Source organism: Phenylobacterium sp. J367, assembly GCF_024699985.1.
Classification (GTDB): domain Bacteria; phylum Pseudomonadota; class Alphaproteobacteria; order Caulobacterales; family Caulobacteraceae; genus Phenylobacterium.
The window spans coordinates 1,712,174-1,731,692 of sequence record NZ_JAJONA010000001.1; the positions used below are offsets into that span (position 1 = coordinate 1,712,174).

Here is a 19,519-nt window from a genome sequence, read left to right on the forward strand (position 1 = left end):
GGCCGGGGTGGCCGCGATGCGGAGCTAAAGCGCAGCCTTGGCCGTAGGGTTCCCGACTTAGCCGGCCGCCTAGCGCTTCTTCCCCAGCTCGGCGGCGATGTCCTTGGTGAGGCGGCCGACCTTGCGGTGGGCGGCGGTGAGCTGGTCCTTCGTCACGCCCCAGCGCTTCATCCAGTACTCGACGGCCTTGCGCTCGGAGAGGTCGAGGCGGTCCTTGTCGATGAAGCCGCGCTTGTCCTTGAGGCCGGCCATCACTTCTTCATCCACGGCTTCGAGGCGCCGGACGCCACGCGGGCCGACTGCTCGCGCTGGAAGCGCCCGCCGCGCGGCGGCTTCGGGCGGGCGTCGATGGCGGCCTGCTTGAGGCGCAGCGCCCGCTGGATCGGCGTCTCGGTCTCGCCAGCGTCTTTGGAAGGTGCGTCGTCGGTCATGCGCGCACTGTAGCACGCGTCGCGGTCAGCGCTGCAGGCGCCGCGCCTCGGCGGTGGCGGCCTCGAGCTTGCGGATCCGCTGGCTGTAGAGGCCGGCCAGACGCTCGGGGTCGTCGACGTCGTTGCGGGCCTCGCGCCAGGCGAGCTGGCGCTGGCGGAGCGTCGCGCGGTCGGCGTGGGCCTCGAGGGCTTCCGCATAGGCCTGGCGCAGGTCCTTCTGCAGGCGCTGAAGCTCCGGGTCGCCGCAGATCGCGCGGTCGGCGGGCGTGGCGGCCGCACAGGTCTCGGCGGCGGCCTTCTGGATCTTGGGCTCGGGCTTCGGCTCGGGCGTGGCGGCGGCGTCCTCCGCGGCGTCGGAGACGTCGGCGGCGTCGGGCGAGACCACGGCCAGTTGCAGGCCCTCGGGCGCCGCCGTCGCCGCGGCGGGGTCGACGGCGGGCGCGGGCGGCGGGGCCGGCTCGGCGACCACCGGGGCGGCCGGCGGCGGGGCGAGGGGCGCCGACCGGCAGGGGCGCGGGCTCGACGGCGGCGATCTCCAGCGGGGCGGGTGGCGGCGCAGCGGCGAGCGCGCCCACGAAGCCGGCCACGGCGCCCAGGCCGATCCCCAGCACGGCGCCGGCCGCGAACACGCCCACCGGGGCCTTGCGGCGGCGGGGCAGGGCGGGCAGCGGCGGCGGGGCCGGCGGCTTCCGCTCACGCCGTGGCGGCGGCGGTTCGCGCTCCAGGACCAGCGGCGGCTCGTCGGGAACGGCGGGCGGATCGGGCTGGTCCCAGGTCTCGTCCTTGGGCGCCAGCGGATCGCCGAGGTCGATGGTGATCAGGTGCGGTTCGGGGCGGCGCCGGCCGCGGCGAGCGCCGCTTCGGGCGCGGCTCGTCCATCCGGCGGCGGGCCATTTCCTGCAGGATCTCGTAGGACTGCTGGGCCTGGCCGCGGTCGCGGGCGGTGTCGAGCAGGCTGCGAAGCTCGCGGCCGCTCATGTTGGCAAGGTCAAGCTGCATGGCGTCAAGTTCCCGGGCGCGTCTGGTCGTTCGTCGCCGGCGCCCGTCACACCAGCGGACGGATCATCGCGCGGGCGGGCCCGCCCGGGAAGGGCGGCATTTCACCGCGTCAGGGCGGCGCGGCGGGCTCCCAGAGTTCGATGGCGTTGCCTTCCGGATCGTGGACCCGGGCGAACCGGCCGAGCTCGGGCACGTCCCACTCGGGCCTGGTGATCACCGTCTCGCCGGCCGCTTCCAGGCTGGCGATCAGCCCCGCCAGGTCCGAGACGCGCAGGTTGATCATGGTCTGCTTGTCGGCGGCGAAATAGTCGCTGTCGGCCTTGAACGGCTCGAAGACCATCGGCCCGCCCGCCACGAACCACACCCACTCGTCGGACCGGCCATCCTCGTCGGTCCCCATGCCGCCGCCGACCCCCAGCCGGTCGCGGTACCAGGCCTTCAGGCCTGCGGGGTCCTTCGCGCGGAAGAAGTAGCCGCCCATTCCCAGCACCGGCATCGCCTGGCCTCCGAACCCGAGGCGGCGAGGATGGCGCCGGGGGGACCGCGCAGGCTAGCCGCCCGGCTGGGTCTCCAGCAGGATCGCCTCGGCGACGTGGGCGGTGAGCCGGTCGCCGACCTTCAGGGTCTTCAGGCGCTCGCGGCCTTCGGCGGTCCGGACGGCGACGGTGTGCACCTGGCCGCCGCCGGGGCTGACGATCTTGATGGTGTTCCCGGCCTTGTCGATGCCGGTCACCTGGCCGGTGACGGTGATCGTCCCGCCGATGCCGGCGGCGGGCTGGGCGCCCTTCTCGGCGCGGGCCTCGACGGCGGTGATGGCGTCCTCGGGCGTCTTCGCACTGGCCGGCGAGATGACGATCTCGGTCGCGCGGATGTAGGTGGCGACGATCCTGTCCCCGGGCTTCAGCCGGTCGAGGTTCTGCACCTCCGGCGGGGCGGTCATGGACACCTCCTCGCCGTCCTGCAGGGTGAGCGTCACCTTGCGGGTCGCCGGGTCGATGGCCTTGATCACCGCCGTGGCGCTGACCGCCTCGGAGCGCTTCAGGCTGTTGGGCGCGGCGCTGGCGGACGCAGTCGTCTGGGCGGAGGCGCCGGCGGTCGCGGCGAGGGCGATGGCGATCAGGGGGCTGCGATACGCAGGCGGAGCATCCGGTCCTCCGGGGTTTGAGGTCGGAGTGAAGCTTCCACGCGGCGCCGGGCCGCGGCATCGGGGAGAACCCGGACACCAGGGGCGGCAATGACGGGGGCGGTCAGGAGGTGCGTCGGCGCCTGCGACGGCTTGCGGGCCCCACCCGGGCCTGCGCGCGCGGGTTTACCATTGGTTGAAAGTTCTCAGCCCAACTCCTCGAATGGTTGAAGTTGAAGCCTGCGCCCAAGCGCTGGCCCGACGCCAGTGCGCGGGCGAGGGCTGGGACCCCGATGAGATCATCGACTACGAGGGTTCGTTCGTGCCCGGTGCGGCTGGGTCGAGGGGACCGCGCTGGGGCCTTTACCTCACCGCCGCCCAGCAGCAACTCGCCCGTGAAGCCGACTGGGAAACGTTCTGAGCGGTCCTCGGGGGCGACGTCCTGGCTGCCGGACAGCCCGAAGCGGCGACCGTTAGCGATCTTCCTCGGCTGTGCTGCGGGGCGAGCGCCCCTCGGCGGCCTCTGCCTTGGCGGCGAGAGCCTCCCAATGGCTCGCGATATGCTCCAGCTGACCCTTGACGACGGGGTCGCTGGTCCGCGCCGCCTCGCGCCGCACATCTTCCGCTTGCGCCCTGTACCGTTCGCTTCGCATCGGGCGACCCACTATGTGAGCTACCCGACGTCTGCAACGCCCGTACCTACTCCGGGTAACAAATGCTGATCTTGGCGTCGCGCCGGGCCCGTCGGCGGCGTCGGCAAGCGTCGGGTGTCGGTCAGGGCAGGGCTAGCCGTTCTCCGCCCGGCGGCGGCGTTCGAGCTCTTCCGCATCGGCGGCGAGCTTTTCCCAGTCGGCCACCATCAGAAGCATCTGCTCACGGACGGCTGGATCTCTCGAGCGCTCGGCTTGCTTTCGCAAAGCGACGGCTTGGGCGCGGTACTCGGCTGGCGACATGACTGTCAAAAAGTCGAGCCGCCACCACGGTTCAACCCCCAAATGGGGTAGACGGAGGCCGGCCCGGCCCGCCGGAACCCCCCTCCGGCCCGATCTTCCCTGGGCGGAGCTATCCCGCCGCCTCGTGCCGGTGCAGGTGCTCCGCCGCCGAGCCCAGCATCTGCAGGAACATGCGGTCGCCGCGTTCGGTACGGGTCACGATCATGGCGGCGAAGAAGGCGGTGGCGAACAGCAGGTAGGCGCCCTGGGCGTAGTGCCGCTCCAGGTCGGCCATGGGATAGCCCTTCACACCCAGGCCTTCGAGGGTGCGGAGATAGAGCTCCAGCAACTCGGGCTCGTGGCGCTCCAGGGTCTTCGCGGGAAGCGCGCCCGCCAGGAAATAGGCCACGTCGACCGCGCCGGCCCCGTAGGCGAACGACTGCCAGTCCAGCACCGTGACCGGATAGCCGCCGGCCGGTGTGGCGAACATCATGTTGTCCGGGCGGAAGTCGTTGTGGGTCAGGCAGCGCGGGCCGTCGTAGCTTTCGCCGAGCTGCTTGAACCGGCGGGCAAGGTCGTCGCCGACCGCGGTCCAGCGGGGCTTCAGGCGGTCGCGGTAGCGGTCCTTGAAGCCCGCCCACAGCGCCATGACCATCTCCTCCGTGACCATGCCGGACGGGGCGGCCGCGGAGCCCGAGACCCAGGGCAGCGTATCCAGCCGCGCATCGCCCCAGTGGGAGGCGTGCAGCCGGGCGGCCTCCACGACCACCAGCCGGGCCTGGTCGAGGGTGACGCCCCTGAGCTGGTCGCCGGGCTGGGCGGGCGCCAGGTCCTCCAGCATCAGGACGAAGTCGTGGGTCTGCTCGTCCACCTCGGCGAAATAACAGCGCGGCGTGCGGATGAGCGCGCCGGCGGCGAGCTGCTGGTAGAAGCGCACCTCGCGCAGGTAGTTGCCGAGCGCCACGCCGGTGGCGCGGCTCTCAGGCCCAGCGGCGGGGAACTTGCCCACCAGGCTGGCCGGGGCGCCCGGGCCCTTGCGGCCGTACTCCAGATGGAAGCGGACGCTGTCGCCGATCTGGCCGGTGCCGACCGGCTGGGCGGTCACCCGGTCCACGCGGACGTCGAGGCCGGCGTCGTTCAGCACGGCGGTCATCCAGGGGCCGTCGATGGCCTCCGGCGGGCGGATGTCGGGACGGGTCAGAAGCATCATGGAAGCGGGTGCACATAGACTTCGTTGAGGACGATCTCCTCGCCGTCGAGGAGCACGAGGTCGAAGCCGCGGAGCTGGCCCGCGCCCTCGATCCGGCAGTACCAGCGGCCGCAGAACCCGCCGGGGATCGGCCACACCTCGTCGGGCGTGTAGGTCATGGCGGGCGTGGCGGCGAACAGGCCGGTGAGGTAGGCCCGCAGCGCCTCGCGGCCCTCGAGGCCAGCGGCGGTCTGCGGATCCTTGTAGACGCAGCCCTCGGCGTAGAAGCGGACCAGGCGGTCGACGTCCTTGTCGGTCCAGGCCTTCAGCCAGCGGGCGTTGAAGTCGGCGATGTCCATGGCGTCAGCCCTCCAGCACGCGGGCGCGGTGGGCGTCGGTGAACAGCTCGGACGGCAGGCTCTCCGGTCCGGCCATGACCGCGAAGGCGTGCGCCTTCAGTCCCGGGTCGGCGGCGGAACGCTCGAACAGGCTGCGGCGCCGCGCGCGGGCGGCCTCGCCGAATTCCATGTCGATGGCCGCGGTGATCTGGCCGACGAACCGCAGGCGGCGCATCCGCTCGGCGCGCTCCTCGGCATAGGCGCCGAAGTCGACCCTCGCCCAATCGTCCGTGGCCTTGAGGATGTCGGAGACCAGGCGGACGTCGCGGTAGGTGATGGAGAGGCCAAGCCCGATGATCGGGTCGTTCCAGCCGGCGGCGTCGCCGATCAGGACCACGCCCGGGGCGCAGGGCTCGTCGGTCCAGCTGTCGGCGTTGACGTAGGCGAACAGCGGGCCGGCCGGCTTCCCGGACACCAGGGCGGCGTTCTTCGGGCTGCAGGCCAGCGCGAAGGCGTCGAGGAAGCGGCGGGGACCGTCGGACCCCTTGAAGCGCCTGGCCTGGTCGAGCGGATAGCCGCCGTAGACCCGCACCTTGCCGTCGCCCTGGGGGAAGGCCAGGAAGCCGAAATCGTCCTCGGTGCCGATCGCCTGGAGTTGCGGATCCCAGTCGTGGGCGTCCTCCACCAGCAGGCCGGCGAACCAGTGGTGCGGCGCATCCTGGTGCAGGGGGATGCCGGCCGCCTCGCGGACCATGGACGCGCGGCCGTCGGCGCCGACCAGCAGGGGCGCGGTCGCCTCGCGGGCCTGGCCGTCGTGCTCGAAGGCGACCGTGGGGGGCGGCGCCGGCCTGGACCCGGGTGACGCGCACGCCCCGCAACGCCGTGGGCGCCGGCGGCCTTCGCCGCGTCGAACAGGGTCTGGCAGTGGTGCGGATGGCCGATGGCCAGGGGGCCGGGGATACCCTCCCGGAAGATGCCGAGCGGCAGGGGGCTCGCCTCGGCCTGGGCAGGCTCCAGGGTCTCGTCGTAGGTGACGTGGCGGGTGATGTGGTGGCCGCCCGCGGAGACCAGCAGGTCGTAGAGTCCGAGCCGCTGGACCTCGGCGACGCCCCACGGCGCGATCCACTCGCCGCGCACCCGGTCCTCGTAGATCTCCGAGGCCTCCAGCAGCAGCACCTTGCGGTCGTCGCGGGCTATGACCGCGGCCAGGGCCGAACCGCCGATGCCGCCGCCCACGATGATGAGGTCGTAAGCCTCGGCCACCCGCCCGACTCCTTTCCCGCGCGGACTGCCGCCGCCGTTGGAGAAAGGTTGGGACCGGGAACCCTTAGCCGTCCAATCAATAGGCTTGGTGCATCTATAGGCGGGGCTTATCAATGTCTGGATGGACCGTCGCGACGCCGTGGAGTTGCGCCTGCTCAGGGCCTTCGTGGTGCTGGCCGAGGAACTGAACTTCGGCCGGGCGTCCGAGCGCCTGCACGTCACCCAGCCGGCGCTTTCGGCCCAGCTCCGCCAGCTCGAGGACCGGCTGGGCTTCTCCCTGTTCGACCGCAGCACGCGGCGGGTCATGCTGACCGGCCAGGGGACGGCGCTGCTGGCCCCCGCCCGCGCGCTGCTGGCCGAGAGCAACCGCTTCGCCGACGCCGTGGCCGAGGTGCAGGGCCGGCCGCAGCGGCGGGTCGTGTTCGGGGCGGCGCTCTACACGCTCGAGATCCATGAACGCCGGATGCTGCTGGAGGCCTTCTTCCAGCGCTATCCGGATATCCCGTTCACGGTCTCGCCGCTGTGGCAGCGGGAGGTGGCGCGCGCGCTCCTGCGCGACGAGGCGGACCTGGCCCTGATGCTGGGCGTGCCCGTGCCCCTCGACCAGTGGCAGGCCGAGCCCATCGGCGAAGTGATGTTCCCCGACAGCCTGCCGCGGATGGTGCTGAGCGAGCGCCGCACCGAGCTGCTGGTGCCCAAGGAGAGCCCTCTGGCCGGCTTCGAGGCGATCCCGCCCGAGGCCCTGGCCGGCATGCCGATCGCCATGGTCGGCGCGACCCACGGCAGCCCGATCCTCGGCCCCCTGCGCGCCGTTCTGGGCGGCGGCGGCGCACGCCTGGTGGTGCCACCTGAGCCGCACGCGATCGGGGTGGAGCGCTATGGCCGGCAGTTCCGGATGCCGGCGGTCTCGCTGGGCTGGTTCAACACCGGCGACCCCCAGGACCCGGACATGGTCCGGCGGCCGGTGGTGGGGCTGGACGTCGTCACCCAGTTCGCGCTGGTTCGCGCCGCCGGCGGCGGCAACCCGGCCGCCGAACTCTTCTGGCGGGAAGCGCGGGCCCAGTATCCCGGGGCCCGGCTCGTGGGAACCTCGGACTAGGCGGCGCGGCCGAGGCTGGGGGAGCCGCCGTCGAGGCGGGTGCAGGCCTGGGCGAGCGTCTGCATGGCGTTGTCGATCCTCTGGCGCTCGGCCTCGAGGGCGGCGATGCGGGCCTTGAAGATCTTCAGCGCCAGCGCGTTCTGGGCCTCCTCGCCCTCGGCGTCGTAGGTGTCGAGGATGTCCCGGATCTCGGCGACGGTGAGACCCACTTTGCGGCCGCGGACCACGAGCTGCAGCCGGGCGCGGTCCTTGTAGGAATAGACCCTCTGCATCTGGCTGCGGCGCGGCGCGAGCAGGCCCTGCTCCTCGTAGAAGCGCAGCGCGCGCGAGGTGCAGCCGAATTCCCGGCAGAGCTGCCCGATGGAGTAGGTGCGATAGGGCGCGATGCGCCGAAGCTTTTCCATCTGTCCCTTCCCTTCACGGACGCCTGATCCCGACGTCTCGCGGATGGAACTCTGGGCCTCTAAGGGCAAGCCGTCCAATAGATGTGTGCCGGCTATTGATAAGCAGGCGCTATGAATGGGGCGCCTCTCCCCGGCGCCAGGCGCCGAGGAGAGGCGAAACGTCATTTCGTCCGCGCCACCCAGGCGTCGACCTCGGTTTCGAGGACGTCGAGGGGCAGGGCGCCGTTGGCGAGGACCACCTCGTGGAAGGCCTTGAGGTCGAACTTCGGGCCGAGCTGCGTCTTGGCCTTCTCGCGCAGCTCCAGGATCCTGAGCTGGCCGACCTTGTAGCTGGTCGCCTGGCCGGGGTTGGTGAAGTAGCGGTCGGTCTCCGACTGGATGTCCCGTTCGGAGAGCAGGGTGTTGTCGCGCAGGTACTGGACGACCTGATCCCGGCTCCAGCGCTTGGCGTGCGCCCCGGTGTCGACGACGAGGCGCGCCGCCCGCCAGAGCTCCAGCGAGAGCCGGCCGAAGTCGTTGTAGGGGTCCTGGTAGAAGCCGGCCTCCTTGGCGAGCTTCTCGGCGTAGAGGCCCCAGCCCTCCAGGTAGGCGCCGTAGTAGGCGTACCTGCGGAACATCGGCAGGCCCTGCTGCTCCTGGGCGCGGGCGATCTGGAAGTGATGGCCGGGCGCCCCCTCGTGGTAGGCGATGCCCTCCAGTTGCGGCTTCAGCACCTGGGTCATGTCCGACAGGTTCACGTAGAAGATCGCCGGCCTGGAGCCGTCCGGGGCCCCCTGGTTGTAGAAGGCCACGGACGCGGTCTTCTCGCGGAACGGCTCGACGGCGCGCACCTCCAGCGCCTGTTTCGGCAGCGCCGAGAACTGGCGGTCGGCCACGGCCATGTAGTCGGCGATGATCTTCTTGGCGTCGGCCAGGTACTGCTGTTTGCCGGCGTCGGTGTTCGGATAGTGGAACTTCGGGTCGGTCTTCACGTGGGCGAAGAAGGCCGCCAGGTCGCCCTTGAAGCCCACCTTCTGCCGGATCTGGTCCATCTCGGCGCGGACCCGGGCGACCTCGGAGAGGCCGGTCCGGTGGATCTGGTCGGGGGTGAGCGACGTGGTGGTGAAGAAGGCCACCTGGTCGGCGTAGAAGGCGTCGCCGTCGGGGAGCGCCCAGACGCCGTTCACGGCGACAGCCTTCTTCGACATGGCCTCCAGCGCGGCGATGTAGCGCTCGTAGCCCGTCTTCCACGGGCCCTTCAGGGCGGCCTCGCCGTCGGCCAGCAGCTTCGCCTTGGCGGCGTCGTCGGCCTTCAGGGCGGCGACCTTCTTCTTGAAGTCGGCCCAGACGGCGTGGTCGGCGCCGCCGTCGAACGGCGCGCCCTTGAGCTGGTTCCGGGCGTCGGGGATCACCCGGCCGAAGACGAAGGCCGGCGGCAGGTAGCCCTTGGCGGTGCGCTCGTCGAGGTCGGCGGCGACCTCGTTGGCCACGCGCTCGACGGCCTTCAGGCGCGAGACATAGGCCTCGGCGTCGGCGACGCTGTCGATCCGGTGGGCGTTGATCATCATCACCGGCACGCCGTCCAGCGCGCTGCCCGTGGAGGAGACGGCGTAGCCCTGCCAGTACCATTTCGTCTGGCTGCGGGTGGTCGCGACCTGGCGCTCGAAGAGCTGCATGGACATCCGCGAGGCGGGCGAGAGCTTCGCGGGGTCGAACTCGGCCTTCATGCGGGCGAGGTACTTCTCGCCGATCGCGAGCTGCTTGTCCTGGGCGGCCTTGGTGTAGTCGCCGAGCTCGCCGTAGCGGACCTTCATGCCGAGCTGGGTCAGGCTCTCCGGGCTCTCCTGGATCACCTCCATGAAGGCCTGCTGGAAGAGGGTTGCGAGCCGGGCGTCCTCGGACGCGGCCGGCGCGGCGGCGGGCGCGGGCGTCGCGGCCGGCTGGGCCTGGACGGTCGGCGCGGCGAGGCCGGCGAGAAGCGCGGCGGCGGAAATGGCGATGCGTAACATGAGGCCCCCAGACGATACGGCGGCGACCTTACGCGAGCCGGCGGGTCCGATAAGTGAATTCTTGGCAAGGGTCGCTCCGCGGGGGCAAGGGTTGCTGGCACGGGGGCAAGGGCTGCGCCGCGGCCCTGTCTGTGACCGCGGTCACAGGACTTCGCGGCGGGCGGGCAGGCAGCATCGCCGACGTGGGGCGCTTGGGGTGCGGCCCTGCGGGGAGTTGGACAGCGTGGGAAGTCTGGGCGCAGCGGCGCGGCGGGGGACGACGGGCCATGCCCTGGAGGCGGCCATCCTGACCGGCGCGGACATGCTGAGCGGCGAGAGTTTCGCCCAGCTTGCGGGGTTCGCGCCCGCCGAACTCGACCGGCGGCGCCTGGGCCGCGAGGTCCTGGCGTTCGATGTGGGCGCGGGCTGTATCCGCGCCCCCATGTGGCAGGTGGGCGGCGACCGGTCGCTGCTTCCCGCCCTGCCGGCGCTCTTCGACCTGCTCGGCGACGACCCGTGGCAGGTCTATCTGTTCCTCACCACCCCGCACCCGGAGTTCGGCTGGGACGCGCCGCTGCACACGCTGCGCCGGGGCGTGACGGCGCCGGTCCTGGCGGCGGCCGTGATCCACCCGGTCGCCGGGTGAAGCTTATTTTTCGGCCGTAGCGTTCGGTTCCCGGAACCAATTCACGAGTTCGTGCGCTTCCGACTGCACCGGGGAACAGATCAAGGAGAGGATATCCCAATGCGCGTCATTACCGCGATCGCCGCCGCCTGCGCGGCTCTGAGCCTGGCCGCCTGTGGCGAAAGCTCGGCCGACAAGGCCGCCGAAGCCAAGGCCGACAGCCTGGAAGCGCAAGCCGCCGCCACGCCGAACGAGGCCCAGGAAACCCAGCTCAACGCCCAGGCGGACGCGATCGAGCAACAGGCGGGCAACGCCGACGGCGGCGCCACCACGGCCAACACGCCGAACACCAGCCCGTCGGACGCCAACATGGCGACCCCGCCGGCCGAAAAGTAGTCGTCCACAGTCAAGAAGTAACGGACCCGCGGTCACGTCGCGGGCCCGAGCGTAAAGAAGGCCTCGCTGCTCACCCCGGGCAGCGAGGCTTTTTTGCTGTCTGCGGGCGGGGTTGAGGCCGGCCCTGCCGGATCACTTCACGGCGGCGGCGGCGTCGATGAAGGCGGCGACCTCGCGCGATCCACCGGCATGGCCTCGCGGCCTGGAACGCGGTGGCGGACACCAATTCCGCGGCCATTGCGGCATGCGCGCAGCGCCTATGGGGTGTGCGGGCGCGGTGCGGAAGCCGGGCGCGCGACCTGGCGGCCCGGCTACAGGATCGTGGCGATCCGCGCGGCGCCAGGGACGTGCTGGCCCCGATCTGGCAGGCCTTCGCCGATGCGGTCGAGACGCGCGACCTGCGCGACGCGCGACGGCTCCTGGCGGGACGGCCCTGGCGGCGCGGTCAGGACCGGCCGCCGAGCATCAGGCGGCCGCGGGTCTCGGGCGGGGCGACAGCCAGATGCTGGGGACGGATGTCGGGGCGGTTCAGGACCTTCCGGCGGCGGTAGACGACCTGGAAGGTGCGGGGGGTGCGGTTCTTCACGGCAAGGCTCCCTTTGCGCCCTCAGGCGCACGATTGGAGGGCGCGGACCTTCTCGTAGTCCGGACGCCACATGGGGAACTGGTCCCGCTCCAGCCTGAGCAGCTCCTGACGGTGCAGCACACGGAGGTCCGGGAACACGAAGGGCCGGCTTTCGGGGAGCGGTGGCGCCGGCTCCGCCAGGCGGCGCCGGGCGAGGGCGCGGCGGCAGCGGGCGAGGCCGCGGGCGATCCGGACACGGACAGCGCGGCGGGCTTTGCGGGCCTGATCAGGTTGTCGGGTCAAGAGGCACTCTCCTCGAACTGGGCCATGAAAAGCACAGCCGCGGCTGCGGTTCCGGAGCGGACCGGACCGACGCGATCACGGCTTTGTGGCGCCGCTTGGCGGACCGGCGTTCGCCGGCCCGGTTTCTGTTCGCCTGAGACCCGGGTTCGGCCACTTCGTCGCGCGGGACGCGGACTTGATCGCACGCCGCGCGACGCAAGCGCGCGGGGCCCCCGACTGCGCCTGGCGCGCCCATTCCGGGGCCCCGGGACCTTGCGCGCGCATTCGTGCGTTATGCATCGAAGGGTTGTGGAATCAACCTCGGGAGGCGAGCGGCGGGCGATGGCGAGAGTGGTCTTTCGCGTGACCGGCCTGGCGGTGAGCGCCGCGTTCTGCGCCGCCTTCTGGCTGCTGGTCGCGCGGATGGTGATGGCCGAGGGCTGAACCCCGCCCGGGCGAGCGGCCATCGCCCCGCGAGGCCCGATCCCCGGTTGCCGATCAGCATATACCGATACTTAAGCGTGCGCGTGGACACTCGGCGATGAGCCTCAACGGGCCTAGCGCCCCAGCCACGCGTGAGTCCATGCAGCCGCAAGCCTTGCCCCGCCTCCTGGTGGTCGACGACACCGAGGACAACCGCATCATCCTGAACCGCCGCTTCACGCGCCTCGGCTACGAGGTGTTGGAGGCCGTGGACGGCCTGTCGGCGCTCAACCTGATCGCCCGCGAGCCGTTCGACGTGATCCTGCTGGACATCATGATGCCCGGGATCGACGGCCTGGAGGTGCTGCGCCGGATCCGCGAGGAGCACACCGAGAACCAGCTCCCGGTGATCATGGTCACCGCCAAGTCGGCGAGCGAGGACGTGGTCGAGGCCCTGCTGATGGGCGCCAACGACTACATCACCAAGCCGGTGGACATGGAGGTCGCCGCCGCCCGCGTGGAGATGCAGCTCCGCCGCAAGCGCGCCGAGGACCACAGCCGCGCCGCCTACCGCGAGCTGGAGCAGACCCTGACCGGCCTGCAGGAGTCGATCGAGCAGGCGCAGAACAAGTCCGCCGCCATGACCGACCTCGGCCCCGAGGTGCGCGCGCCGCTGGACGGCCTACTGGGCGCGGCCCAGGTGCTGACCAAGGTCTGCGACACGCCGGACCTGAAGAAGATGATCACGGTGATCGAGGGCGCCGCCCAGTCGCTGGACCGCCTGGTCGCCGAGGCGACGACCGACGCCCCGGCCGCGCCCGCCAAGACCCGGAAGAAGGCCCCCGTCACGCCGTCCGGCCGCATCCGCGTGCTGTCCGCCGACGCCGACCCCGCCCGCCGGCACGGCGTGCGCATGGTGTTCGCCGAGACCGACGTGGAGATCGAGCTCTCCGAGGCCCATTCGGGCGCGGAAGCTGCCCAGTTGGCCAGCGGCCAGGTGTTCGACCTGATCCTGATGAACGTCGAGATGGGCGACGGCCTGAACGGCGTCCGGGTGATCCGTCGCAACGAGGACGAGGCCGGCCTGCGCCGCGCGCCGATCCTGGCGGTCTCCAGGGACGGCGGGGCCGCGGCCCAGGCGATCGCCGCCGGCGCGGACCTGCACATGCCCATGCCGATCACCGCGGCCGGCCTGCTCACCGCGCTCGCCCGCGCGCTCTCCCGCGAGAGCGAAGACCTCAGCGCGGTCGCCTGATCCCCTAGCCGGCCGGCGGGGCGACCCGCCGGGCGGTGAGGATCTTCACGGGCGACACCAGCATCTCGCCCTTCATGGCGCCCTCGCCCCGGCTCGGGTCGACCGGCATGGCGAGGATCTTCTTCACCACATCCATCCCCTCGACCACCCGGCCGAAGGCCGCGAAGCCGGCGGCCTTGGGATCCTTCGGGTCTGCGTCGAGGTAGGACTGGTCACCGACGCAGATGAACCAGTCGGCCTGGGCGGTGCCGGGCGCGTGCCGGCCCATGGCGATCGTCCCGTCCTTGTTCGACAGGCCGGTCTTCAGGGTGCTCTCGTGGGCGATCGGCGGCAGGACCTTTTTCGGATCGTTCTGCAGTCCGCCCTGCAGCAGGCCGTAGTCCTTGGGTCCGCCGGGCGCGGTGGACGCCCGGTAGAAGGCCGCGCCGTCGTAGAGCTTGCGGTCGACGTACTTCAGATAGTTGCCGGCGGTGACCGGTGCGCGGGCGGCGTCGAGCTCCAGAACGATCACGCCCTCGGTGGTGGTCAGGGCCACGCGCACGGGCGGCGCGGCGGCGGGGGGCCGGCGCTGGCGTCCCGGCGGGCTGGGCGAGCGCCGGGCCGGCGAAGAGCGCGAGCGCGGCGGCGAGGAGGATCCGGCGGTTAGGCATGGACCGCACGCTAGCCCGTCCCACGCCGCGCCAGCAACGGCGGTGACAGGTGTCACAGCCCGGCGGGAAGCTTCGCCTTAAACCTCGAGCGTCGCCAGTTCGCGACACGAACGAGGAGAAGACCATGACCAACCGCAAGATGATCGCCGCATCGGCGTTCGCCGCGGCCCTGACGATCGGCGCCGGCGCGACCGCCGCCGAGGACGTGATGATCGTCCGTACGGGCGACCTGAACGTGTCCAGCCACGCCGGCGCCCGGGCCGCGCTCCGCCGCATCGAGGATGCGTCCGGCCAGTACTGCGCGCCCGACTACCGCACGACCATGTCGGTGGCCCGGCGCGAGACCATCTACAAGTGCAAGAAGCGGATGACCGAGAAGGCCGTCGCCGCGCTGGGCGCCCCGCGCGTCACGGCGCTGCTGCAGACCGAGCAGTCCTTCCTGCTCGCCCGGCGTTAGGGGAACGGCGTAACGTGACCGCTTCCGATGGTGACGCTTTCGGTGCTAACTTCGCGGCCGGCATAGCCCGGCCGCGAACATCGAGTCCTGCTGTCAGGACCGCTGGGCTGGAGGCGGGCGTGACTTCTCCGGGCGCAGACGATTTCGAGCAGGTCCGCTCGGCGCTGGCGGCGAGCGAGGTGCTGAAGCACATCTCGCCGGCGGCGGCGACCACGCTGGCCCGCCGCGGCGCTCCCGTCGCCCTGACCGCCGGCGTGCTGCTGGCCCAGGAGGGCGATCCCGGCGACGCCGTGTTCGTCGTGCTCGACGGCGAGGTGGAGATCCGCTCCACGACCATCGGCGGCCGCGAGATCCGGCTGACCGCGCTGGGCCGCGGCTCGGTGGTCGGCGAGATGGCCGTCCTCGACGGCGGCCCCCGCTCGGCTGACATGGTCGCCACCCGCAAGACCCGGCTGTGGCGCATTCCCCGCGCCGCCCTGATGGATGTGCTGGAGAGCGAGCCCAAGGCCTGCGTCGCCCTGGTCGCCGAGCTCAGCCGCCGCCTGCGCGCCACCAACGCCGACCTCGAGGCCCGCTCGGCGCTCGACCTCGGCGGCCGCCTCGCCCGCCTGCTCCTCGCCGAGCAGAACGCGCGCGGGCTGATCGCGCTCACCCAGACCGAGATGGCCCGCCGCGTCGGCGTCAGCCGCGAGAAGGTCAACCGCAAGCTCCGCGACTGGATGAACGAAGGCTGGGTCGAACGGACCGCCTCGGGCGTCCGCGTGCTGGTCGCCGACCGCCTGCAGGGCGTGGTGAAGGAACGTCTGAGCGGCTGAACGGGGGTCCGGCCGCGGGGACGAGTGCTGCGTAGATCAAGTTTATTGGGGAAAGAAGGGGCGACCACACATGCCGATGTTCCAGACGTTGCTCGGCGAGCTGAACGTTCACATGGGCCGCGAGAAGATCGCGGCCCTGGCGAAGAACAAGCATCACTTCGCGCCGGGGAACGACCCGGACTACAGCTTCCTGATGCAGGACCACCCGAAGCTGGTCACCGCCTGGCAGGGTTACCTGAAGGAGATGCCGCCGGCCATGCGGGCGGGGCTCCGCGCCGTGATCCACGAGGCGCTGTCCACCGAGCCGCCGACCCAGGTCACCTTCGCGTGGGCTCCGGGCTACGACTACGAGATGACCGTCTGGCAGGCCCCCGATACGAAGATGACGAAGGGCGGCGTCACCGTGCTCATCAAGAGCCGCTACCCGGACGACGATCACCCGATCGCCGGGCCGAGCGTGGCGAAGTCCAAGTAACCGGACCTAGCGGACGTACTCGCCTGCCTCCGTCGCCAGCCGGACGGCGCTCATCAAGGCGTCCCGGTCGGCGGCGTTGGCGTACGGTTGCGGGTGCACCACCCGCGCTCGCATCCGCGCGCGCAGCTCCTGCGGATAGGCGCGCGCGGCCTCCTCCAACCGGCCGAGGCGGGCCAGCGACGCGGCCAGCAGGGCGCTGGCCGCCAGGTCGTTCAGCCGGATCGCCGCCTCCGCCTGGGCGGCGGCCTCCGCGAAATCGCCCGCGTGGAAATTCGCCAGGGCCAGCATCCGGTGCATCGGCCCCAGCTGCGGGTCGAAGGGGCTGTAGCGCAGGCTGCGCTCGATCGGCGCGATCGCTTCCTTGGCGCGGCCCGAATAGGTCAGCACCTGGCCCAGCCGGAAGTGGCCGAAGGCGAAGTTCGGATTGAGCACGATCGCCTTCCGCGCCGCCTCCAGCGCCTCGCGGTGGCGGCCGAGGTAGAGCGCCGCCCCCGAGGCGGCGAAATAGCCATAGGCGTCGCGCGGGTCGCAACGGATGGCGTTCAGCGCCGAGGCGTAGGCGTCGATGATGTCGGCCTTGGGCTGGTCGGACCAGCCGTAGATCGCCGCGCCGTAGAGCGAGCGGGCCAGGCCGATGTGGGCGAGCGCCAGATCGGGATCGAGCTCCAGCGCCTGGCGGAACAGATCCCGGGCCGCGCGGAAGCCCTCCGCGCTCATCTTGTTGAGGTGCCACATGCCGCGCTGGAAGCAGTCCACGGCCGTCAGGTCGTGCGGGCTCTTGCGCGAGACCCGCATGCCCTCCGAGTGCAGCATGGCCGGCTCGATGGCGCCGACCACCTGCTCGGTGATCTCGTCCTGCAGGGCGAAGATGTCGACCATCTCGCGGTCGAAGGTATCGGCCCAGATGTGAGCCCCGGTGGCCGCCTCCACGAGGAGTGCGGTGACCCGCACCCGCTGGCCGGCCCGGCGCACGCTGCCTTCCAGGACGTAGCGGACACCCAGCTCCTGGCCGACCCGGCCGGGGTCGCCCGCCCGGCCCTTGAACGCGAAGCTGGAATCCCGGGCGATGACGAAGAACCAGCGCCAGCGGGAAAGCGCGGTGACGATGTCCTCGGTGATGGCGTCGGCGAAATATTCCTGTTCGGGGTCGCCGCTCATGTTGTGGAACGGCAGGACCGCGATGGAGGGCTTGGCGGGCAGGGGGAGCGCCGCGGCGCGGGCCGCCTCGCCGGCGGCGCCGCCCGGCTCGCCCAGCCGCACGCGGTAGGCGCGCACCGGACGGGGGATGTTCTTCAGCGGCTGCTCGCCCAGGTCGTCGAACTCGGCGTCGAGGCGGCCTTGTGCGTCCTCCTGCACCCGTGCCGAGACGCAGATCCCGCCGGGTTCGGCGATGGCTTCCAGCCGGGCGGCGACGTTCACCCCGTCGCCGAAGATGTCGCCCTCCTCGATGACCACGTCGGCGGTGTGGATGCCGATGCGGAACTCCAGCCGTTCGACCTCGGGGACCGGCCGGTTGCTCTCGCCGACGCCGGCCTGGATGGCCAGCGCGCAGCGCAGCGCGCCGACCGCGCTGGCGAACTCGACCAGGAGGCCGTCGCCGAGCGTCTTGAAGATCCGGCCGCCGTGCTCCGAGACGGCGGGCTCGATGACGTCGTGGAGATGGGTCGCGAACCGGCGCAGCACGCCTTCCTCGTCCGCCGCGACGAGCCGGCTATAGCCTGCCACGTCGGCGGCGAGAATCGCCGCCAGACGTCGTTCGACCTTCCTGCTCGACACCTACGCCCCTCTTCCTGAACCGCACACCATCCGTTGACCGGCCGGCGCCCCCGTGCGGCTCGCTGCATCGCAGCATATGCGCCGCCGCCCCGAAGGCAACATGCCGGAGTGGCGTTCGGTGACCACGTTCGCCCCATCTGCGCAAGCCTTGCCTGTGACGGACGTCACGCCACGTCCGGCAAGCCGGCGCGATACCGGCGGCTTCCAGGCCGGGGGTTGGAGGCTGGAGGGAGCGAGAGGGCGATGGTTCTCAGGGAACGGGGCGGCGGGCGCTGGCTGGAAACCACGGCGTGTCAGGACGATCCGGGCTGGCGCAAGGTGGTGTGGGCGGACTTCGCCGGCGCCATGCTGATGATCGCCCTGCTGGGCGGGCTGCTGGGGATGGCGACAAGCTGTACGTGAGGGGGCAGCGAAGCCTTCTTGATCACGAAGGAGGGCGAGCTTCGACCCGTTGCGGACGTTGGCGAGCGCCCATCACCGCGGACACTTGTAGAGCGTGTCCACTCGCCCTTGCGACCGCAGGCGGCCCGCCGTCTTCACCACCGTCTGCACGCTTACCGCACACGACGTCCGGACGCGGCCCTCGGCGGTGATGCGGCTGGCCTTGCGTTGGGTCACGCGGGCCGAGGCGCCGTCGGGGGCGATCTCGACCTTCTCGATCCGGCCGGTCTCCTGGATCTTCGAGCCGGCGAAGAAGCGCTGGGCCTGCTTACGGGCCTGGGGAAGGGTGCTGGTCCCATAGGCGACAATCTCGCCCTTGCCGGTGCGGGTCTGGTCGGTGAAGCGGGCATCGGCCGTGTGCAGCGCGGCCCAGGCGCCGACGTCGCCGGCGTTCCAGGCGCGGGTCTGGCGGTCGACGAAGGCGCGGACCTCGGCGTCGGTGATCCGGGCCGGTGCGGCGGCGCAGAGGAGGACGGCGGCGGCGAGGAGGACGAGCCGTCTCATCTGAGCGCCCGCAGGCGGTAGGCGTTCATCGCCGTCTCGCCGAGCCGTTCGGTGAGCCGCCAGTTGACCACGGCGCCGACCGGCGCGCCGATGATCGGCAGCATCTGGGCGAGCTTCGCCAGGTCGATGTAGTCCCGGTACTCCTGCTGGAAGCGGCGCCAGTCGAAGGCCTCGAAGCTCTCCGGGTGCGGATCGGCGTCCCAGGTCTCGATGGCCGCCAGGACGTCCCCGCGACGGCCGGCGCCGGAGAAGGCGAGCTGGAAGACGTGCAGCAGGAAGAGGCGCTCGGCGAAGTCCTCGCCCGACTTGCCGTAGATGGCGGCGAGGTCGAACAGCAGCTTGATCTTCAGGGTGAGGAGGGCCGGGAAATCGGCCATGGCCATGAAGAAGCCGCCGGCCCCGGTCACCCCGCCCTCGACGGCGGCGGCGTTGCGGTAGCCCTCGATGGCGCGGCGGGCGCGGGTGTCGCGCTCGCGGAGCGACAGGCCCTCGAGCGGCGCGCCGGTGGTCAGGTCCGAGCCGGCGAGGATGGTCCGCGTCAGGCGCTCGATCACCGCGGTGACGGCCGTGTGCACCTTCTCCGGGATCGCCTGGTTGATCCTCTGCTGCAGGCCGCGGGCCGCCTTGTCGATCGGGCCGGCCGGCTTCAGCACACGCCTGCGCCAATGGGCCGCCTCCTGGCGGGCCCAGGCCTCGTACTCGGCGTCGGAAGCGGCGAAGGGCGGGGTCGGCGGCATGGGTGTCGGTCCATCTAACGCAGAAACCGGGCAGGACGCACGCAGATGGGTGTCTGTGACCCCGGTCACGGTCCGGACGCGGCGGAAGGCGCACCTTCAGCAGGCTCGTCGAAGAGGGGGGAGCAAGGGATGAACGGCTGGGGACCACGGGACGCCGCCTGGGCCGAACGGCTCTGGCGGAGCCTGCCGATCCTCTGCCTGCTCATCGCCTCCGTCTTCGGCGCTGTCGCTTTCCTGCTTGGTCCTGATCCGGGGCCCTGAACACGATGCTCGCATCGTGTTCGAAAGGTCCAGGAGTTAGGGCGCTTCCGAGCGCTCTAAGGCTGCGGCCTTCCTCCCCGGGCCGCCAGCCGGGCCGACCGCGTCGCCGTCC

28 protein-coding genes and 1 pseudogene are annotated in these 19,519 nt (G+C 71.6%); 10 read left to right on the forward strand and 19 right to left on the reverse strand.

Annotation, left to right across the window (positions count from 1 at the left end; genetic code table 11):
• Positions 1 to 69: 69 nt before the first annotated feature.
• The 6 genes from LRS04_RS09295 to LRS04_RS09320 form a co-directional block, all read right to left on the reverse strand.
• Complete coding sequence (locus LRS04_RS09295) at positions 70 to 252, reverse strand: DUF3606 domain-containing protein (protein ID WP_257816115.1); 183 nt, start codon at positions 250 to 252, stop codon at positions 70 to 72.
• On the reverse strand, positions 252 to 431 hold the full coding sequence (locus LRS04_RS09300) for a hypothetical protein (RefSeq protein ID WP_257816116.1): 180 nt from the start codon (positions 429 to 431) through the stop codon (positions 252 to 254). The genes LRS04_RS09295 and LRS04_RS09300 overlap by 1 nt, the downstream gene beginning before the upstream one ends.
• Positions 432 to 456: 25 nt before the next feature.
• A complete protein-coding gene (locus LRS04_RS09305; RefSeq protein ID WP_257816117.1) occupies positions 457 to 900 on the reverse strand; it encodes a hypothetical protein in 444 nt (147 codons plus the stop codon).
• A gap of 224 nt (positions 901 to 1,124) precedes the next feature.
• The gene (locus tag LRS04_RS09310) at positions 1,125 to 1,430 is read right to left on the reverse strand and encodes a hypothetical protein (protein ID WP_257816118.1); all 306 of its coding nucleotides are present in this window, start codon (positions 1,428 to 1,430) and stop codon (positions 1,125 to 1,127) included.
• 109 nt (positions 1,431 to 1,539) lie between these two features.
• A complete protein-coding gene (locus tag LRS04_RS09315; protein ID WP_257816119.1) occupies positions 1,540 to 1,926 on the reverse strand; it encodes a VOC family protein in 387 nt (128 codons plus the stop codon).
• Positions 1,927 to 1,980: 54 nt separating this feature from the next.
• Positions 1,981 to 2,439 (reverse strand): hypothetical protein, encoded by a 459-nt coding sequence (locus LRS04_RS09320; protein ID WP_257816120.1) that lies wholly within the window; start codon positions 2,437 to 2,439, stop codon positions 1,981 to 1,983.
• Between the two features lie 337 nt (positions 2,440 to 2,776).
• Here LRS04_RS09320 and LRS04_RS09325 point away from each other — a divergent pair, with 337 nt between their 5' ends.
• The gene (locus tag LRS04_RS09325) at positions 2,777 to 2,974 is read left to right on the forward strand and encodes a hypothetical protein (RefSeq protein ID WP_257816121.1); all 198 of its coding nucleotides are present in this window, start codon (positions 2,777 to 2,779) and stop codon (positions 2,972 to 2,974) included.
• 364 nt (positions 2,975 to 3,338) lie between these two features.
• On the opposite strand, the gene LRS04_RS09330 is transcribed toward LRS04_RS09325, so the two are convergent.
• The 5 genes and pseudogenes from LRS04_RS09330 to LRS04_RS27785 all read right to left on the reverse strand — a co-directional run.
• Positions 3,339 to 3,506 (reverse strand): hypothetical protein, encoded by a 168-nt coding sequence (locus tag LRS04_RS09330; RefSeq protein WP_257816122.1) that lies wholly within the window; start codon positions 3,504 to 3,506, stop codon positions 3,339 to 3,341.
• Positions 3,507 to 3,615: 109 nt separating this feature from the next.
• On the reverse strand, positions 3,616 to 4,692 hold the full coding sequence (locus LRS04_RS09335) for an ecdysteroid 22-kinase family protein (protein WP_257816123.1): 1,077 nt from the start codon (positions 4,690 to 4,692) through the stop codon (positions 3,616 to 3,618).
• Complete coding sequence (locus LRS04_RS09340) at positions 4,692 to 5,033, reverse strand: nuclear transport factor 2 family protein (protein ID WP_257816124.1); 342 nt, start codon at positions 5,031 to 5,033, stop codon at positions 4,692 to 4,694. The genes LRS04_RS09335 and LRS04_RS09340 overlap by 1 nt, the downstream gene beginning before the upstream one ends.
• A gap of 4 nt (positions 5,034 to 5,037) precedes the next feature.
• Positions 5,038 to 6,138, reverse strand: coding sequence for an FAD-dependent monooxygenase (locus LRS04_RS09345; RefSeq protein ID WP_308238105.1), 1,101 nt, complete (start codon positions 6,136 to 6,138; stop codon positions 5,038 to 5,040).
• 41 nt (positions 6,139 to 6,179) lie between these two features.
• Positions 6,180 to 6,497 (reverse strand): annotated as a pseudogene (locus LRS04_RS27785) (hypothetical protein); the annotation flags it as partial.
• Between LRS04_RS27785 and LRS04_RS09355 the strand changes: the two are divergent.
• The gene (locus LRS04_RS09355) at positions 6,397 to 7,374 is read left to right on the forward strand and encodes a LysR family transcriptional regulator (RefSeq protein ID WP_308238106.1); all 978 of its coding nucleotides are present in this window, start codon (positions 6,397 to 6,399) and stop codon (positions 7,372 to 7,374) included. The pseudogene LRS04_RS27785 and the gene LRS04_RS09355 sit on opposite strands and share 101 nt — an antisense overlap.
• Here the strand turns inward: LRS04_RS09355 and LRS04_RS09360 are convergent.
• Both LRS04_RS09360 and LRS04_RS09365 read right to left on the reverse strand, forming a co-directional pair.
• Positions 7,371 to 7,778, reverse strand: a complete 408-nt coding sequence (locus tag LRS04_RS09360) for a MerR family transcriptional regulator (protein ID WP_257816126.1) — start codon at positions 7,776 to 7,778, stop codon at positions 7,371 to 7,373. The two genes, LRS04_RS09355 and LRS04_RS09360, sit on opposite strands and share 4 nt — an antisense overlap.
• Positions 7,779 to 7,939: 161 nt before the next feature.
• Positions 7,940 to 9,766 (reverse strand): DUF885 family protein, encoded by a 1,827-nt coding sequence (locus tag LRS04_RS09365; RefSeq protein ID WP_257816127.1) that lies wholly within the window; start codon positions 9,764 to 9,766, stop codon positions 7,940 to 7,942.
• 223 nt (positions 9,767 to 9,989) lie between these two features.
• On the opposite strand from LRS04_RS09365, the gene LRS04_RS09370 reads away from it, so the two are divergent.
• Together LRS04_RS09370 and LRS04_RS09375 are read left to right on the forward strand one after the other, a co-directional pair.
• Positions 9,990 to 10,391 (forward strand): hypothetical protein, encoded by a 402-nt coding sequence (locus tag LRS04_RS09370; protein WP_257816128.1) that lies wholly within the window; start codon positions 9,990 to 9,992, stop codon positions 10,389 to 10,391.
• A gap of 99 nt (positions 10,392 to 10,490) precedes the next feature.
• Positions 10,491 to 10,766, forward strand: a complete 276-nt coding sequence (locus tag LRS04_RS09375; RefSeq protein WP_257816129.1) for a hypothetical protein — start codon at positions 10,491 to 10,493, stop codon at positions 10,764 to 10,766.
• A gap of 445 nt (positions 10,767 to 11,211) precedes the next feature.
• Here the strand turns inward: LRS04_RS09375 and LRS04_RS09380 are convergent, their stop codons facing one another.
• Together LRS04_RS09380 and LRS04_RS09385 are read right to left on the reverse strand one after the other, a co-directional pair.
• Positions 11,212 to 11,352 carry a hypothetical protein gene (locus LRS04_RS09380; protein ID WP_257816130.1) on the reverse strand — a complete coding sequence of 47 codons (141 nt, stop codon included), beginning with the start codon at positions 11,350 to 11,352 and terminating at the stop codon, positions 11,212 to 11,214.
• Positions 11,353 to 11,373: 21 nt separating this feature from the next.
• Positions 11,374 to 11,634: a hypothetical protein gene (locus LRS04_RS09385; RefSeq protein ID WP_257816131.1), complete on the reverse strand. Its 261-nt coding sequence runs from the start codon at positions 11,632 to 11,634 to the stop codon at positions 11,374 to 11,376.
• 562 nt (positions 11,635 to 12,196) lie between these two features.
• On the opposite strand from LRS04_RS09385, the gene LRS04_RS09390 reads away from it, so the two are divergent.
• The gene (locus tag LRS04_RS09390) at positions 12,197 to 13,291 is read left to right on the forward strand and encodes a response regulator (RefSeq protein WP_257816132.1); all 1,095 of its coding nucleotides are present in this window, start codon (positions 12,197 to 12,199) and stop codon (positions 13,289 to 13,291) included.
• A 4-nt stretch (positions 13,292 to 13,295) separates the two neighbouring features.
• Here LRS04_RS09390 and LRS04_RS09395 read toward each other — a convergent pair whose 3' ends face one another.
• Entirely contained in the window at positions 13,296 to 13,832 is a 537-nt protein-coding gene (locus tag LRS04_RS09395) for a peptidylprolyl isomerase (protein ID WP_257816133.1), read from the reverse strand.
• A gap of 233 nt (positions 13,833 to 14,065) precedes the next feature.
• Here LRS04_RS09395 and LRS04_RS09400 point away from each other — a divergent pair, with 233 nt between their 5' ends.
• The 3 genes from LRS04_RS09400 (at position 14,066) to LRS04_RS09410 (ending at position 15,688) form a co-directional block, all read left to right on the forward strand.
• On the forward strand, positions 14,066 to 14,398 hold the full coding sequence (locus tag LRS04_RS09400) for a UrcA family protein (RefSeq protein ID WP_257816134.1): 333 nt from the start codon (positions 14,066 to 14,068) through the stop codon (positions 14,396 to 14,398).
• Positions 14,399 to 14,517: 119 nt separating this feature from the next.
• A complete protein-coding gene (locus tag LRS04_RS09405; protein WP_257816135.1) occupies positions 14,518 to 15,213 on the forward strand; it encodes a Crp/Fnr family transcriptional regulator in 696 nt (231 codons plus the stop codon).
• Between the two features lie 70 nt (positions 15,214 to 15,283).
• Complete coding sequence (locus LRS04_RS09410; protein WP_257816136.1) at positions 15,284 to 15,688, forward strand: hypothetical protein; 405 nt, start codon at positions 15,284 to 15,286, stop codon at positions 15,686 to 15,688.
• Positions 15,689 to 15,694: 6 nt separating this feature from the next.
• On the opposite strand, the gene LRS04_RS09415 is transcribed toward LRS04_RS09410, so the two are convergent.
• Positions 15,695 to 17,464, reverse strand: coding sequence for an adenylate/guanylate cyclase domain-containing protein (locus LRS04_RS09415; protein WP_257816137.1), 1,770 nt, complete (start codon positions 17,462 to 17,464; stop codon positions 15,695 to 15,697).
• 243 nt (positions 17,465 to 17,707) lie between these two features.
• Between LRS04_RS09415 and LRS04_RS09420 the strand changes: the two genes are divergently transcribed.
• On the forward strand, positions 17,708 to 17,866 hold the full coding sequence (locus LRS04_RS09420) for a hypothetical protein (protein ID WP_257816138.1): 159 nt from the start codon (positions 17,708 to 17,710) through the stop codon (positions 17,864 to 17,866).
• Positions 17,867 to 17,938: 72 nt separating this feature from the next.
• On the opposite strand, the gene LRS04_RS09425 is transcribed toward LRS04_RS09420, so the two are convergent.
• Positions 17,939 to 18,409, reverse strand: a complete 471-nt coding sequence (locus LRS04_RS09425; protein WP_257816139.1) for a nuclear transport factor 2 family protein — start codon at positions 18,407 to 18,409, stop codon at positions 17,939 to 17,941.
• The gene (locus tag LRS04_RS09430) at positions 18,406 to 19,146 is read right to left on the reverse strand and encodes an EcsC family protein (protein WP_257816140.1); all 741 of its coding nucleotides are present in this window, start codon (positions 19,144 to 19,146) and stop codon (positions 18,406 to 18,408) included. Before LRS04_RS09430 ends, LRS04_RS09425 begins: the two co-directional genes overlap by 4 nt.
• A gap of 129 nt (positions 19,147 to 19,275) precedes the next feature.
• Between LRS04_RS09430 and LRS04_RS09435 the strand changes: the two genes are divergently transcribed.
• Complete coding sequence (locus tag LRS04_RS09435; protein WP_257816141.1) at positions 19,276 to 19,407, forward strand: hypothetical protein; 132 nt, start codon at positions 19,276 to 19,278, stop codon at positions 19,405 to 19,407.
• Positions 19,408 to 19,519 lie beyond the last annotated feature (112 nt).